Here is a 14,049-nt window from a genome sequence, read left to right as displayed (position 1 = left end):
TAGTTAAGGTTAATTTCCGTTCGCGACCAAACAGAAAAGCCTTTGATTATATCGTGGAAATGGATGTTTTTGCCTAGAAAAGGCATAAAACTGCCAAAAATCGGGGTAAAACGTTGATTTTTGGCTTATTCAGCAAACATCGACATCACTGAATCACCCTTGCTAATGCGAGAAAGGGTTTCAGCAAGAATCGGAGCAACGCTCAATTGGCGAATTTTGGTTACTTTCATGGCTTCTGGGGTTAGAGGAATAGTGTCGGTGACGACTAACTCATCTAATTCGGATGCAGCAATTCGGGCTACAGCGCCGCCGGAGAGGACGGCATGTGTACAGTAGGCGGTAACTCCCTTGGCACCACGTTCTTTGAGCGCTTCAGCGGCTTTACAGAGGGTTCCGCCTGTGTCAATGATGTCATCCATGATGACGCAGTGACGGCCTTCTACTTCACCGATGAGGTGCATTACTTCTGATACATTTGCTTTTGGACGACGTTTATCAATAATCGCTAAATCTGTGCCCAATTGTTTGGCCATAGCACGTGCACGGACTACACCACCAATATCTGGAGAAACAATGATGAGGTCTTTTTGGGTCTTCTGTGCTTGTAAGTCCGCCAATAGAACTGGGGAGGCGTAAATGTTATCTACCGGTATATCAAAAAAGCCCTGAATTTGGTCTGCGTGCAGATCCATCGTCAAAACACGTTCAATACCGGCAACTGACTGAAGCATATTTGCCACAATGCGCGCAGAGATGGCAACGCGTGCAGAACGCGGGCGACGATCTTGACGGGCATAACCGAAGTAAGGGATCACTGCGGTTATGCGGCTTGCGGATGCTCGTTTTAGGGCATCAATCATGATCATGAGTTCCATCAAACTATCGTTTGTGGGAGCGCAGGTTGATTGGATTACGACTACATTTTTGCCGCGGACGTTTTCTTGAATTTCTACTTGGATCTCACCATCAGAAAAGCGGCCAACAAAAGCTTTTCCCATTGGAAGATTGAGTTCTTTGGCTACAGCCTCTGCTAAAACGGGATTTGCGTTGCCTGTGAAAAGTGTCAATAAATCTGCGTTTATGGAGGACATAGGCTTAAGGGTTTTGTGGGTCAAAAAGTTTTCTTTGTCGTTTCTGCAGTATTTGGCAGGGGAAGAAGGATTCGAACCTTCGCATGCTGGAATCAAAATCCAGTGCCTTAACCAGCTTGGCGATTCCCCTACAGCTTAATCTGAAGAAATCAAATTGTAAGCGGGATTTTTATTTAGCCCCCGAACAATTCGACCTACCCACCCTTTAGGAAGATTTTGTAGAAGATTTTCTAGTTTTGCGGGCTCAATCTTGGGGTCCAAGACTGTAAAAACGCTACTACCAGAACCAGACATTCGGGGCCGTGAGCCCGGTAATTCCTGGGTAATCCAATCCAAAGCTTGCTTCACTTCTGGGCAAATCCGCTCCGCTACTGCCTGACAATCGTTTGATTGAAATAACAATGGCGATGCAAGAAAGCCATCAATTGTAATCTGAGCATGATCTCGGGTCAAATCTGGGTCTTGAAAAATGCTAACGGTCGGAATTCCTTTATTGGGAAAAATGACCAAAAAATTGGGGGTATCAAGAAAAATTTCTTGAATTTTTTCGCCAATTCCCTCAACAAACGCATTTTTACCAAATATGAAGAAAGGGACATCTGCGCCCAGTTGTAATCCAAGAGTGCAAAGTGTTTCTTTGCTTAAATTGAGATTCCAAAGAGCATTCAGGCCAATTAGTGTTGTTGCTGCATCTGAGGAGCCGCCCCCCATGCCTGCTCCCATCGGAATTTCTTTCTGAAGATCAATCTCTACTCCAGCCTCAATGTTGCAAAAATCTTTGAGCAAATTAGCAGCGCGAACCACCAAATCTTGTTCGGGTGATACCCCTGGGATAGGGTTAATTCGCCTAACAGTGTTCTCAGGAACTTTTTTTAAGTGAAGCGTGTCACACCAATCAATGAGTTGAAATACAGATTGCAGGAGATGATAGCCATCAGATCTTCGCCCAACAATATGAAGAAAAAGGTTGAGCTTGGCAGGCGAGCGAAGCGTTAAAGACTGAGTATTCGCCATTGAGCGTTAGTCATTCGGACGATCAAATACGAGACGAATATCGATAGAACCAATATTTGAGCTACGCATCATCGTAAGTTTCTCGAGGCGGCTAGTATCGCTCCATGTATAGGTTAAATCCCAACCGTCTTGAGTAATTTTGCTTACTTGACCTTTGGAGTTTCTTTCGACGCTTGCCTCACTTCCAGGGCGTACTTCACCTCTCAGCCAATTGGATAGACCGCGTGCAGGAAGTGGTAGACCTAAGCTATTCTGTACCAAGGTGTCGGCATCAATTGCTGTAACCACTTTTCCATCGCTTTCTAGAGTGGCTTCGCCAGGAGTGATAGTAATTTTTGCAATTGATCCGCCCATTGGGTTACGTATCTCTAGTACATCTTTTAATGAATCCTGAGTTAAAGAAAAGCCCCCAGAACCCCCTTGATTTTGAGATTCTGTTAAGCCAGTAACTTTGACAGCAAATCGCCCATCCCAAGAGCCTTTTGAGATTTGATCATCTCGTGCCCAATCAGGTTTTAAACGTTTAAGTGTTTCTTTTAAGGTTGGATTATTGGCATCTAATTTTTGTCCTTTACGCCACATATCTTCAGCTTCTTGGCGGCGATTCATCACCCATAACACTTCACCAGTATGGGCAGCAATATCGGCCTCTGGTTTCATAGCAAATGCTTGTTGAAGTTGCTCTAAGGCAAGAGAGTTTTTGCCGAGCCGAAAATTTACCCACCCCAAGCTATCCAAAATAAAAGCATCTTTTGGAGAAAGTTGATGCGCTTTAGTGATCAATGCAAATGCTTCGGGTAACTTTACATTGCGATCGGCTAGAGAATAACCAAGTGCATTTAAAGAGTTCACATCGTTTGGATTCTTGCGCAAAATATCACGCAATGTTTTTTCCATGATGTCCGTATGCCCCATTTTTTCTGCTGACATGGCATAGGTGTAGAGCAAGCTAGGATTCTGAATAGGGGTCTTGACGGTAGAGGCGATTTCATAAAAAGCGCGCAAAGCATCGGACTCATTTTTTGCCTTGGATAGCAAGGCTTGTAACTGCAAAAGGGTATTTTCTTGTTGAGCGGGAGTTTGTTGTCTTAACAAGGCTGTTGCTGGTTTGACGGCATCTGACCAACGATTGCTTAAGATTAAAAGCGTTATGAAGACTTCCTTGGGTTTGGTATCTGAAGCTGGAGATAGCTCATCCCAAGTTTTTGCGGCCTCCATTGCTAAATCTGGCGAACCGCCTGCAATGGCTATTTCCATGGCTCGTTGTGCCAATCTGGGATCTTTGTATTGACGGGCCATCTCTAAGTAGGTGTTGTAAGCCAACCCTGCCTCACCACGTTGTAGGGCAATTTCAGAGGCAAGTACCTCGAAGACAGCTTCACCCGTTTGCAGTCCATTAGGAGTCGTTTGAGCCTGAGCCAATGAAATTCCGCTGGCAACCAATGTTCCTAGGAATAAAGCCCTCAAGAGAGGTTTTGGTGTGAATTTACTCATAAGCACATTCTAATCCGCGAATCTACAATTCATTTATGCCAGAACTTCCAGAAGTAGAGGTCACCCGATTAGGTATCGCCCCCCACCTTGAGGGGCGCAAAGTCAGCGCCGTCAAGATTATTGATGGAGGCTTACGTTGGCCTGTTCCTAAAAGCCTTTCTAAAAACCTGCCTGGACAAAAAGTTCATGCCATTAAGAGACGTGGCAAGTATCTGTTGCTGGAGATGGATTCCGGTTATTTATTAATTCATCTGGGGATGACGGGAACGCTACGCGTGCTCCCTAGTTCGGACCCATTAAAAACTCACGATCGAGTTACTCTTGAGTTCACCAAGCTTAGTTTGCGTTTGCACGATCCAAGAAAATTTGGTGCTGTTTTATGGCATCCTAAATCAAAAGGACCGATTGAAAACTTTGCTCTTTTACAAAAGCTAGGAGTGGAGCCATTTTCTCCAGAATTTTCTGGTGAGCTAGGCACAGACATTTTGTATCAAATGTCTCGTAAGCGGAGTGTGGCCGTTAAGCAGTTTCTTTTGGCTGGGCAAGCTGTTGTTGGTGTTGGGAATATTTATTGTTCAGAAAGTTTATTTGAGGCTGGAGTTCATCCAGCTAAAGCCGCTGGCAAACTGACTCGACCGCAGTGCTCTCGTTTGGCGCAGGCCGTCAGGTCCATACTAAAAAAAGCAATTGATGCTGGCGGTAGTTCATTAAAAGACTTTGTAAATAGTGATGGAGACCCAGGCCACTTTATGGTTCAAACTAAAGTCTATGATCGCAAAGGTTTGCCATGTAAGGTATGTGGAACGCCCATTAGCCAGATAGTACAAGGTCAGCGATCCACTTATTTTTGTCCTCAATGTCAAAAACGCTAATCAAAACTTTTGCGCCAAAGTTAATTGCCTGGCATGCGAATAGCGGACGATCGGGCTTGCCTTGGCAGGGTAATCGGGATCCTTATGCAGTTTGGGTTTCAGAGATCATGTTGCAACAAACTCAGGTTGCTACAGTGCTGGAGAGATACCCTCGTTTTATGAAACGATTTCCAACAGTTAAAAAATTAGCCGCTGCCAAAATCGATGATGTATTGGCTGAATGGGCTGGCTTGGGCTACTACTCGCGTGCTAGAAATTTACATGCCTGTGCAAAACAAGTGATGTCAGAGTTTGCCGGATCATTTCCAAGTGACCCTAGCTTGCTTGAGCAATTAAAAGGCATTGGACGATCTACCGCCGGAGCAATTGCTGCATTTGCTTTTCATGAGCGCGCCCCAATTTTGGATGCAAATGTTAAGCGCATCATAGCCCGTCTATTTGCAATCGAAGGTGTCATTCAGGATAAGGCGGTAAGTGACAATCTTTGGTCCTTGGCAACCGATTTATTGCCATCCAATTCTGGTGATATGCCTGTCTACACACAAGCGTTAATGGATTTTGGGGCTACCTGGTGCACCTCACGCAAACCAGTTTGTTTGGACTCTGAAAAAAGATGTCCTTTTGCAAGAGATTGTCAGGCCAATTTAAGTGGGCAAGCACTCTTGTTCCCGAAAAAAACGGTTAAGATTAAATCGCCAGAATTTGATTGCAATATGTTGTTAATCCGTTGCGGAAATTCTGTTCTATTGCAAAAGCGTCCTGATAAGGCTATCTGGGGCGGCCTTTGGTCCCTACCCGAGTCATCCTGGTCGGCGAGGGAATTGAGTTCCAAGAGCAGTGATTTAAATCTTAAAGAATTTTTAGCAAGTGAGCTCCCTAAAGAAAGCTTGGCGCAGCTGATGAAGGTATGTAAGGGGATAAAGAAGACAAATGAAATAAAGCATGTCTTTACTCATCGACGCTTATGGATGCATATTTGGCAGACAAGCTCCCCAACAGAGTTCCAATTTTTAAATTCGGATCTGAAATGGGTGCCCTTAGCTCAGTTAGGTCGCTACGGGTTACCGCAGCCTATTAAGGTTTTGTTGCAGGGATTGAATCTAGTTCGCGGTGGCGATCTAAAAAGTTAAGCTGAAGATTGTCGTAATCTTTTTGGTTGCGAAAGTATTCACTTAGACGATTGACAAGGTATACGGAGCGGTGTTGACCTCCGGTGCATCCAATGGCAACCGTTAAATAACTGCGCCCATCAGCAATGTAATGAGGCAGCCAGCGATGAATGAACTGCGTGATATCTGCCTCCATATTGACCACTTCTGGAATTTTTTCTAAAAACTCTCTAACGAGTTTGTCATTGCCGGTGAGAGGTCTTAATTCTTTGTCATAGTGAGGATTAGGTAAGCAGCGCACATCAAAGACTAAGTCGGCTTCGCTAGGTACACCTTTTTTAAAGCCAAATGATTCGAAGACTACAGTAAGACCAATGGGCTTGTCTTTGAGAAGATCCTGAATCCAAGAGCGCAATGCATGCGCAGGGATGTTGCTAGTATCAATGCTGTGTGCTTGGGCGCGTAGGGGCTCTAATAAGCTACGCTCCCTGTCAATCGCTTCGATCAGAGTTGCTGATTGAGATTGCTTGGAGCCTTTAAATAACGGATGACGGCGGCGAGTCTCGGAAAAACGTTGCACCAGAGTATTGGTATCTGCATTCAAGAAAACCACCCGCACCTGATGATGTTGTCGTAAATTTTCAAGAATGGATGGGAGATCTGCTATAGATTGCCCGCGTCGTGCATCAATAGCGACAGCAACCTGTTCGCATTTCTCGCTTTGAAGAGTGGAGATGAGATTTTCTAGAAGAGAAACTGGTAGATTGTCGACACAATCGTAGCCCGCATCCTCAAAAGCTCTCAGAGCTACTGATTTACCTGAGCCTGAGATTCCGGTAATCAGATTAATTTGCATGGCTTAGAGTAAGCGACCTTGTGACTTTGTGGTTTCGGCCTCAACGTTCATTTGTTGGCGTTGACGTTCAATGAATTCTTTTAGGGTATCGATGCCGCGCAACTGCAAAATCGTATTGCGCACAGCCGCCTCAACAAGTACAGCTAAGTTTCGACCTGCGGCAACCTGAATCTTTACAGTGCGAATGGGGATGCCAAGTACATCAATATGTTGCGCTTCGAGAGGAAGGCGTTCGAATTCGCCATCAGTTCTGCGAACAAGCTGCACTATGAGGCGCAGCTTTAATTTACGACGTACGGCTGTCTCGCCAAAAATAGTACGAATATCTAGCAAACCCAAGCCACGTACTTCGAGAAGATTGCGCAAGATTACTGGGCAGCGACCCTCGATATAGTCCGGTCCAAGACGGGAGAAGTCAACTGCATCATCAGCGACTAGACCATGCCCCCGAGAAATCAGTTCAAGCCCTAACTCACTTTTGCCTAAGCCAGATTCACCAGTTAACAAAACACCTAAGCCCAGAATGTCCATAAAGACACCATGCATTGTGATTTGTGGGGCGCCAATTTTAGTTAGATAAGTGCGCAGATGATCGATGACTTCAGCGGCAGAGATGGCGGTAGTAAATAAGGGTGTAGATGAGCGCTGACAAAATAACTGTAAGTCAGGGTCTGCAGCTTTACCGTCGGCCACAATGACACAAGGTGGAGTCTTTGAGATCAGGTTAGCAATTTGTTCCTGTCTTTGTTTTGCTTCTAGTGCGGCGTGATAGTCAACCTCTTGCTCACCAAAAATTTGAATTCGACTTGGATGAATGAGGTTTAAGTGACCCACTAGGTCCGAGCTGGCTGCCGCCGCTTTTACGGCTTCTGGCGGGAACGTGCGATCGGCGCCTTCTAGGCCGCCAATCCAGGAAAGTTTTAAATCTGAAACATTGTCATCAAAAATCTGCTGCGCAGTCACTCCATCTAGGAGTAAAGGCTGCGTCATTTTGCCGTACCCCAATGTTGCAATAGTTCGCGAACAGTTGAGGGATCATTTGTGGAAGACAGAGTTTCTCGGGCGTCAGCGTCAGAAAGTAATTGCGCGATAGAAGATAGGATTTCTAAATGCTGTTGAGTAGCCTTTTCGGGTACTAATAGAAAGATCAAAACAGATACTGCATCACCGTCTGGGGCAGCAAACTCAATCGGTTCTTGGAGCCTCATAAAGGCAGCGCTTGGCTGTTTAAGACCTTTTACTCGACCATGGGGTATGGCGACACCAGCTCCGAGAGCGGTAGAGCCTAAATCTTCGCGAGCATTGAGAAATCCGACTACAGAGTTTGCATCGATTCCCGTTTGCTTGGCAAATAACTCTCCTGCGGCTGCAAATGCATCGGCTCTGCTTTTCGCAGGGACGTCCAATGCAATGCAGTCAGGGGTAAAAAGATTGGTCAGGGCATTCATGTGAATTGATTATAGGTGTCCTGACGGTCAAGATTACTCAAAATGCTTTTCGTGATGATGATCCTGAATCTTTTCTTTGTGTTTAACTACTTGGCGCTCGAGTTTATCGACTACTGCGTCCATAGCGTGATACAGGTCGGCGTTGTGTGCTTCTGCGAATAGATCCTTACCTTTGAGGTGAATGGTTATCTCGGCGCTTTGGCGTAAGTCTTTCTCTTTGGCTTTATCGACCACCAAAAAGGCGGAGGCATCAATGACGTGATCGAAGTGCTTACGAATTTTAGCTAGCCCCGCCTCAAGGTGAGAACGCATAGCGGGTGTAACTTCAACATGGCGGCTATTAATTTTCAAATTCATGAGCAACTCCTTTGATAAATACTATAGATGCGTGCGCATGCTGATACCCGGGGTGCGCAGCGGGCCCCTGAAATCTTTTGACTGTTTTTTTTGGAAAATAAACCATGAACCTCCAGCGTATCAGTGAATTTGCTGAAAACCAAGGGGGGTAACTAATTTTTATTGCATTAAATGTGGGGATTCTTCCAGATTTACATCCGGAAATTTTCACCTAGATACACTCTTCGGACGGCATCGTTTTGAATAATCTGGTCTGGTTTGCCTTCGGCTAGGACGCTGCCCTCGCTGATGATGTATGCGTGGTCACAGATGCCCAGTGTTTCGCGAACATTGTGGTCAGTGATTAATACCCCGATATCGCGATCTCTTAAAAAGCGGACTATTCGCTGAATTTCCCCAACTGCAATAGGGTCAACGCCAGCAAAGGGTTCGTCTAACAAGATAAATTTTGGCTGTGAAGCAAGGGCCCTGGCAATTTCGACTCGCCTGCGTTCTCCGCCCGATAAAGATAGGGCAGGATTATTGCGAAGATGACTAATTTGGAGTTCACCTAAAAGTTCATCTAAGCGATGGCTAATCTCCGCCTTGCTAAGGGGCTTGCCGCCGTGAACTTGTAGCTCAAGAACAGCTTGGATATTTTCGGCCACATTTAATTTTCGAAAAACGGATGCTTCTTGCGGCAGATAAGAGAGACCCATTCGAGCTCTTTCATGAATGGGAAGATGCGTGATGTCTGCGCCATCCAAAATAATGTTTCCACCATCGAGTGGCACTAGCCCAACAATCATATAGAAAGAGGTGGTTTTGCCGGCGCCATTAGGCCCAAGTAGACCTACAACTTCGCCGCATTTGACTTGTACGGATACATCTCGAACTACAGTTCTTGAGCCGTAACGCTTCTGTAGGTGATGAGCGCTTAGCGTAGGGGTGCTATTGGCTTGAATGGTATCCGCTGTCATTTCTCTAAGGTTGCTTTTCGTCTTGGTGAAAGAATCGCTCTTGCTAAAGGTAGGTCTTCTGGTTTTGCATCTTTGGGGGGTACAACCCGATAGTACTGTTTTACATCATCGTACTCAATTTGCCAGCCCTTCAATTGATCAATCATTTGCATATTAAGTAAGCGCTTCAAACTAGCATCACCAGTGAGCGTTAGAAACTCGCTCTTCGCATCATAGGTAACTTGAGCACCTCGTCCCTGCATGAACTCATCTGCTAAGCCTTCGCGACGCTGTCTAAAGCTTGCAACCGCTTCTGGTGTGCCGACTACATCCACAAACTCATACCCCTGTGGATCAACCGTAATGTGCCCATCCTCGCCTGTAACAACAATACTTCCCTTAATGAGAAGTACTTGACCATTGAGGTCATAGACCTGTTTGACGTCGTTAACGGATACTTTCTCAGCCTCCAAGATAACTGGCTTATCTTGATCAGCTTTTTCAGCAAAACTATAGTTTGCAAACAATAGACCCAGGATGACAAATAGGCCTTGCAAAGTGGTACGAGTCAGAAGAGGATTCATTGAAATCATTTTATTGAGTGCTCTTTGGCGCACGTTCAATACGACCCTTAACTTGGCCGGTGAGCACCATACTTTGTTCTACATTATTAAATATCCCGCCGTCAGTCGAGCTCATGATCGACATACCTTGCTGAAGGGTAACTGGCTTATTGGTTTCAATAATGTCATCATTAATTAAAACTTTGAAGTAGCTTGAGCTGGCTAACATTCTCAGGGTAGCCGCTTGGGTTGCAGTAGCTTCTTGGGCTGGACGAAAAATGGTTGCGTTATCAAATAAATCCAGTATGGTGAGGTCGCCATCGAGATGTCCAGTGTCTGATCTGACGGTCACCGGAGGCTTATCTGTTTGAAACAAGCGCATTCGTGGCGCCTGAATATCAATAGATGCATCGTCATCGTAGTGGGTCACCTTAACGCCTAAGATCCGATACTTAGTAGTGCCTAGTTCATTTAGAGCTGATAGTGCCCCATCTCTGATTGTGTAATCAGGTTCATGAAGACGTACTCGTTCTAAGGCGGGTTTATCAGGAGGAGTATTTTTTTGCACTAACCAAAAAGTAGCTAAGGTTAGGACCCCCATCAAAATCAGCGGCATTAAACGCAAAAGCGTACGACCAATACTGAGTTTAAGTTGCTGAGGGCTTACGTGCATTACTTAACTACAAGCCTTTTGGAGTAATTCGTCATAGCGATTTTGTGCTTTGAGAATTAAGTCACATACTTCGCGGACAGCGCTATTGCCACCCGTATGGGTGGTCACTAAGTGCGCAAATTCTTTTACGGCTTCATGTCCCTGCGCAGGGCATATTCTGAAGCCAGCTTGTTTCATCATTTGCAAATCTGGCCAATCATCACCCATGACTGCGCAATCTGCATAGGTAAGACCTAAAGATTTAATGACTTCGGCTAAAGCAAGCGCTTTGTTCTCTACACCCATGTGAACATGTTTGATCCCCAATTCTTCGCAGCGAGCCAAAACCATTTTGGAGTTTCTGCCAGTGATGATGGCGGTAGGAATACCACATTGCTCTAATAGTTTGATACCTAAACCGTCTTGAATATCAAAAGCTTTTAAAGACTCTTTACCATCAGCGCCAATCCAAACTTGACCATTAGTAAGAACGCCATCAACATCCAAAACTAGGAGCTTCACTTGACCCGCACGCTCCCAGGCTTGTGGATACTGAGATAGCGGGTTGGTATTGTGTGGAGTAAAGGCGCTAGACATGAAAGGGATGCTCGACTAGTAATGAAATTAAATGACTAGATAACTTTTGCTGCAAATAAATCGTGCAGATTTAATGCGCCCAATAAATGGCCATTTTCATCAGTTACCACTAGATGATTGATGCGATGTTTTTCCATCATTTCAATAGCTTCTTCGGCCAGAAGTTCTGCAGGAATAGTGCGGGGATTCGCAGTGGTGGCGCTCTGAAGTTTGATGCCATCAAGATTGGTGGTCTTCTCTAAAAGGCGACGTAAGTCGCCATCAGTCAAAATTCCAAATACCTTTTTGTTTGCATCTAAGATCACTACCATCCCCATGCGCTTAGAGGTCATCTCTAACAATGCTTCTTGCAAAGATGCATCTATGGAAATCTGAGGCGTGTCTGAAAGACTGCGCATGACTTCGCTTACATGCATCAGTTGTTTGCGACCTAGTCTGCCGCCGGGATGGGAGCGGATAAAGTCTTCAGCTTCAAAACCTCTGGCATCTAGAAGGGCAACCGCTAGGGCATCTCCCATCGCTAGTGCTGCAGTAGTGCTCGTAGTGGGCGCGAGATTGAGGGGGCAAGCCTCTTTTTCAACACTAGTATCAAGATGGGCATCTGCCAGTTTGGCAAGTGAGGAGTTAGGGGCTCCAGTTAAGGCAATCAACTTTGCCCCAGTGCGTTTGACTATGGGCACAATGGTGAGTAATTCATCGGTTTCACCAGAGTTAGAAAGGGCTACAAAAACGTCGTCTCTAGTGACCATACCCAAGTCACCATGGCTGGCTTCGGCGGGGTGCACAAAAAAGGCTGGTGAACCGGTTGAGGCAAAGGTGGCTGCAATTTTGCGAGCAATATGACCGGATTTCCCAATTCCAGACACCACGATTCTGCCCTTACAGCTATGTAGCAGTTCTACCGCAAGGACAAAAGCATCTGCATTGGCGCCCTCCAGGCGGTCACGCATGGTTTGCAGTGCAGCAGCCTCAATTGTGAGGGTATCGCGCGCAAGCTTTAGGGTACGTTCACGAGTCTTAGCTATCATCGAGTAAGTATATGCCGTCAGTCCTTCAATTAACCCTCATTCTTCTGGCCTCGGGTGTGGCTGGAGTGGTTATTTTCCGCTATTTTGGCTTACCCCCCATTTTGGGCTATTTGGCCATTGGGGTGCTTATTGGACCTCATGCCTTTGGTCTGGCAAATGACTCGGCCACAGTTAAGTATTTAGCCGAATTTGGCGTGGTTTTTCTGATGTTCTCGATTGGTCTTGAATTTAACCTGCATAAATTGCGGGCAATGCGAACTATCGTTTTCGGTCTTGGTGGCAGCCAAGTCATTCTGACAATGCTATTGGCCATTCCCGCCAGCTTGCTGATGAATTGGATTTATCCCATCTCATGGCATGCAGCAATTGCTTTGGGTGGGGCGTTGGCAATGTCCTCTACAGCAATTGTGACTAAATTAATCTCTGATCGTGCTGAGCTCGAAACCGAGCATGGTCGCAATGTTGTGGGTATTTTGCTATTCCAGGATTTGGCAGTTGTATTCCTATTGATCTTATTGCCGTCCCTCGGAAAAAATCCTTCCGATTTATTTGTTGCTCTCACTACCGCGTCTATCAAAATCACCGTTGCTTTAGTTTTAATTTTCTTCATTGGCCAGAGCTTGATGAGCCATTGGTTTAGATTGGTCGCAAAGTTACGCTCACAAGAGTTGTTCATGTTGAACCTCTTGTTGATTGTGCTGGGTATGGCAGGGCTAACAGAGCACTTTGGTTTGTCATTAGCACTGGGCGCGTTCTTAGCTGGCATGTTGATATCAGAGACTCCTTATCGCCATCAAGTTGAAGAGGATGTAAAACCTTTCAGAGATGTTTTGCTTGGTCTCTTCTTTATTACGATTGGCATGTTGCTCGATTTCAATGTGATACGGGAGCAGTGGTTGCTGGTTTTGCTTTTGCTGATTGGCCCTTTGATCTTCAAATTTGGACTCATTGCTTTGTTGTCAAAAGCCTTTGGCTCAAGTCCAGGTATTTCGATAAGAACAGGCTTGTGCCTTGCTCAAGCGGGTGAATTCGGTTTCGTATTGCTTAATCAAATTGATGGTTTGGATTTAATTGATCCTACTTTGAGTCAAGCAGTATTAGCAGCAATGTTGATCTCGATGTTCTGCGCACCATTTCTGATTGAATACAGTGATCGAATTGCTATGCGATTTTCTAGCAATGAATGGCTGTTGCAATCGCTTGCATTGACTCGCGTTGCTGCCAAGAGTGTGCGCAATGAAAACCATGTTGTCATTTGTGGCTTTGGACGATCAGGTCAAAGTTTGGCACGCATGTTAGATCAAGAAAAGATTCCTTATATCGCCTTAGATTTAGATCCCGATCGAGTTAAAGAGGCTGCAGCGGCTGGCGATAATGTTGTCTATGGAGATGCTAGTCGAGAAAATTATTTGGTTGCAGCTGGACTCTCTAGAGCAAAAGCCGTAGTAATTACCTATGCTGATAGTGCTGCAAGTTTACGAGTGCTACGTCAGGTTGAGCATTTGCGACCAGGCATGACAGTTTTGGTACGCACCAGAGATGACGCAGATATTGCTAAGTTGCAAGCGGCAGGTGCTACCGAGGTCGTCCCTGAATTAATTGAAGGTAGCTTAATGATCGCCTCACATGTTCTATTGATTATGGGCGTGCCTATGCGCAAAGTAGTGCGACGCATAACTACAGCTCGTGAGGAGCGCTATAGCTTGTTGAGGGGCTACTTCCGAGGTTCTGCTGATGATGACTTTGGATCAAATGAATCTTGGCGTTTACATGCAATAACACTTTTGCCACAGTCTCGCGCTGTTGGAAAAACTTTAGGCGACTTGGATCTTGAATCAGATGGCGTCAGCGTTCAAGCTGTACGCCGTAAAACTAAAAATGCTGACTATGTAAAGTTAGACCCAAGTCCCGATCTTTCTCTAGAGGCCAATGACATATTGGTGATCTCTGGCAATTCAGAGGCAACCGATATAGCTGAAGCTAAATTGCTCTGAGATAGATACTCCTAGCAAATATTGATTGCTAGGAAC

General features: G+C 45.4%; 15 protein-coding genes and 1 tRNA gene. 3 read left to right on the top strand and 13 right to left on the bottom strand.

Annotated elements, in window-relative coordinates; translation table 11 throughout:
• Window positions 1–125 precede the first annotated feature (125 nt).
• The 4 genes from FD973_RS10215 to FD973_RS10200 all read right to left on the bottom strand — a co-directional run bounded on the left by FD973_RS10215 (window position 126) and on the right by FD973_RS10200 (window position 3,599).
• Window positions 126–1,091: a ribose-phosphate pyrophosphokinase gene (locus FD973_RS10215; protein ID WP_371816861.1), complete on the bottom strand. Its 966-nt coding sequence runs from the start codon at window positions 1,089–1,091 to the stop codon at window positions 126–128.
• Window positions 1,092–1,144: 53 nt separating this feature from the next.
• Window positions 1,145–1,221 (bottom strand) — tRNA-Gln (locus FD973_RS10210).
• Between the two features lie 5 nt (window positions 1,222–1,226).
• Entirely contained in the window at window positions 1,227–2,105 is an 879-nt protein-coding gene (gene ispE / locus FD973_RS10205) for a 4-(cytidine 5'-diphospho)-2-C-methyl-D-erythritol kinase (RefSeq protein WP_215323485.1), read from the bottom strand.
• Between the two features lie 6 nt (window positions 2,106–2,111).
• The gene (locus tag FD973_RS10200) at window positions 2,112–3,599 is read right to left on the bottom strand and encodes a lipoprotein insertase outer membrane protein LolB (protein ID WP_215323483.1); all 1,488 of its coding nucleotides are present in this window, start codon (window positions 3,597–3,599) and stop codon (window positions 2,112–2,114) included.
• Between the two features lie 35 nt (window positions 3,600–3,634).
• Between FD973_RS10200 and mutM the strand changes: the two genes are divergently transcribed.
• Both mutM and mutY read left to right on the top strand, forming a co-directional pair.
• Complete coding sequence (gene mutM / locus FD973_RS10195) at window positions 3,635–4,471, top strand: bifunctional DNA-formamidopyrimidine glycosylase/DNA-(apurinic or apyrimidinic site) lyase (RefSeq protein WP_215323481.1); 837 nt, start codon at window positions 3,635–3,637, stop codon at window positions 4,469–4,471.
• Complete coding sequence (gene mutY, locus FD973_RS10190; protein ID WP_215323480.1) at window positions 4,456–5,601, top strand: A/G-specific adenine glycosylase; 1,146 nt, start codon at window positions 4,456–4,458, stop codon at window positions 5,599–5,601. The genes mutM and mutY overlap by 16 nt, the downstream gene beginning before the upstream one ends.
• On the opposite strand, the gene rapZ is transcribed toward mutY, so the two are convergent.
• The 9 genes from rapZ to FD973_RS10145 all read right to left on the bottom strand — a co-directional run bounded on the left by rapZ (window position 5,546) and on the right by FD973_RS10145 (window position 12,019).
• The gene (rapZ, locus tag FD973_RS10185) at window positions 5,546–6,436 is read right to left on the bottom strand and encodes an RNase adapter RapZ (RefSeq protein WP_215323479.1); all 891 of its coding nucleotides are present in this window, start codon (window positions 6,434–6,436) and stop codon (window positions 5,546–5,548) included. The genes mutY and rapZ overlap by 56 nt on opposite strands.
• A 3-nt stretch (window positions 6,437–6,439) precedes the next feature.
• Window positions 6,440–7,426, bottom strand: coding sequence for an HPr(Ser) kinase/phosphatase (gene hprK / locus FD973_RS10180; RefSeq protein ID WP_215323477.1), 987 nt, complete (start codon window positions 7,424–7,426; stop codon window positions 6,440–6,442).
• Window positions 7,423–7,884, bottom strand: coding sequence for a PTS sugar transporter subunit IIA (locus FD973_RS10175; protein ID WP_215323475.1), 462 nt, complete (start codon window positions 7,882–7,884; stop codon window positions 7,423–7,425). The genes hprK and FD973_RS10175 overlap by 4 nt, the downstream gene beginning before the upstream one ends.
• Window positions 7,885–7,917: 33 nt before the next feature.
• Complete coding sequence (hpf, locus tag FD973_RS10170; protein WP_012358449.1) at window positions 7,918–8,241, bottom strand: ribosome hibernation-promoting factor, HPF/YfiA family; 324 nt, start codon at window positions 8,239–8,241, stop codon at window positions 7,918–7,920.
• Window positions 8,242–8,432: 191 nt separating this feature from the next.
• Window positions 8,433–9,200, bottom strand: a complete 768-nt coding sequence (gene lptB, locus FD973_RS10165) for an LPS export ABC transporter ATP-binding protein (RefSeq protein WP_215323473.1) — start codon at window positions 9,198–9,200, stop codon at window positions 8,433–8,435.
• Window positions 9,197–9,763, bottom strand: coding sequence for a lipopolysaccharide transport periplasmic protein LptA (gene lptA, locus FD973_RS10160; RefSeq protein WP_251368773.1), 567 nt, complete (start codon window positions 9,761–9,763; stop codon window positions 9,197–9,199). The genes lptB and lptA overlap by 4 nt, the downstream gene beginning before the upstream one ends.
• Before the next feature lie 10 nt (window positions 9,764–9,773).
• Window positions 9,774–10,415, bottom strand: a complete 642-nt coding sequence (gene lptC / locus FD973_RS10155) for an LPS export ABC transporter periplasmic protein LptC (RefSeq protein ID WP_215323471.1) — start codon at window positions 10,413–10,415, stop codon at window positions 9,774–9,776.
• Between the two features lie 3 nt (window positions 10,416–10,418).
• Window positions 10,419–10,991: an HAD family hydrolase gene (locus FD973_RS10150; RefSeq protein ID WP_215323469.1), complete on the bottom strand. Its 573-nt coding sequence runs from the start codon at window positions 10,989–10,991 to the stop codon at window positions 10,419–10,421.
• 35 nt (window positions 10,992–11,026) lie between these two features.
• The gene (locus FD973_RS10145; protein WP_215323467.1) at window positions 11,027–12,019 is read right to left on the bottom strand and encodes an SIS domain-containing protein; all 993 of its coding nucleotides are present in this window, start codon (window positions 12,017–12,019) and stop codon (window positions 11,027–11,029) included.
• 11 nt (window positions 12,020–12,030) lie between these two features.
• Here FD973_RS10145 and FD973_RS10140 point away from each other — a divergent pair, with 11 nt between their 5' ends.
• Window positions 12,031–14,013 (top strand): monovalent cation:proton antiporter family protein, encoded by a 1,983-nt coding sequence (locus FD973_RS10140; RefSeq protein ID WP_215323465.1) that lies wholly within the window; start codon window positions 12,031–12,033, stop codon window positions 14,011–14,013.
• Window positions 14,014–14,049 lie beyond the last annotated feature (36 nt).

The sequence above is a fragment of the Polynucleobacter sp. MWH-Braz-FAM2G genome (assembly GCF_018687635.1).
Taxonomy (GTDB): domain Bacteria; phylum Pseudomonadota; class Gammaproteobacteria; order Burkholderiales; family Burkholderiaceae; genus Polynucleobacter.
The sequence above is the reverse complement of the archived record's forward strand: the minus strand, read 5'-3'. Positions and strand labels throughout refer to the sequence as shown.

Excerpts from the sequence above, each read along its gene's own strand:
- FD973_RS10145 (WP_215323467.1), bottom strand. The coding sequence starts at position 12,019 with ATGATAGCTAAGACTCGTGAACGTACCCTAAAGCTTGCGCGCGATACC.
- lptC (WP_215323471.1), bottom strand. The coding sequence starts at position 10,415 with ATGCACGTAAGCCCTCAGCAACTTAAACTCAGTATTGGTCGTACGCTT.
- FD973_RS10140 (WP_215323465.1), top strand. The coding sequence starts at position 12,031 with ATGCCGTCAGTCCTTCAATTAACCCTCATTCTTCTGGCCTCGGGTGTG.
- lptA (WP_251368773.1), bottom strand. The coding sequence starts at position 9,763 with ATGAATCCTCTTCTGACTCGTACCACTTTGCAAGGCCTATTTGTCATC.
- mutY (WP_215323480.1), top strand. The coding sequence starts at position 4,456 with ATGTCAAAAACGCTAATCAAAACTTTTGCGCCAAAGTTAATTGCCTGG.
- FD973_RS10215 (WP_371816861.1), bottom strand. The coding sequence starts at position 1,091 with ATGTCCTCCATAAACGCAGATTTATTGACACTTTTCACAGGCAACGCA.
- FD973_RS10150 (WP_215323469.1), bottom strand. The coding sequence starts at position 10,991 with ATGTCTAGCGCCTTTACTCCACACAATACCAACCCGCTATCTCAGTAT.
- rapZ (WP_215323479.1), bottom strand. The coding sequence starts at position 6,436 with ATGCAAATTAATCTGATTACCGGAATCTCAGGCTCAGGTAAATCAGTA.
- ispE (WP_215323485.1), bottom strand. The coding sequence starts at position 2,105 with ATGGCGAATACTCAGTCTTTAACGCTTCGCTCGCCTGCCAAGCTCAAC.
- FD973_RS10200 (WP_215323483.1), bottom strand. The coding sequence starts at position 3,599 with ATGAGTAAATTCACACCAAAACCTCTCTTGAGGGCTTTATTCCTAGGA.
- mutM (WP_215323481.1), top strand. The coding sequence starts at position 3,635 with ATGCCAGAACTTCCAGAAGTAGAGGTCACCCGATTAGGTATCGCCCCC.
- FD973_RS10175 (WP_215323475.1), bottom strand. The coding sequence starts at position 7,884 with ATGAATGCCCTGACCAATCTTTTTACCCCTGACTGCATTGCATTGGAC.
- lptB (WP_215323473.1), bottom strand. The coding sequence starts at position 9,200 with ATGACAGCGGATACCATTCAAGCCAATAGCACCCCTACGCTAAGCGCT.
- hprK (WP_215323477.1), bottom strand. The coding sequence starts at position 7,426 with ATGACGCAGCCTTTACTCCTAGATGGAGTGACTGCGCAGCAGATTTTT.
- hpf (WP_012358449.1), bottom strand. The coding sequence starts at position 8,241 with ATGAATTTGAAAATTAATAGCCGCCATGTTGAAGTTACACCCGCTATG.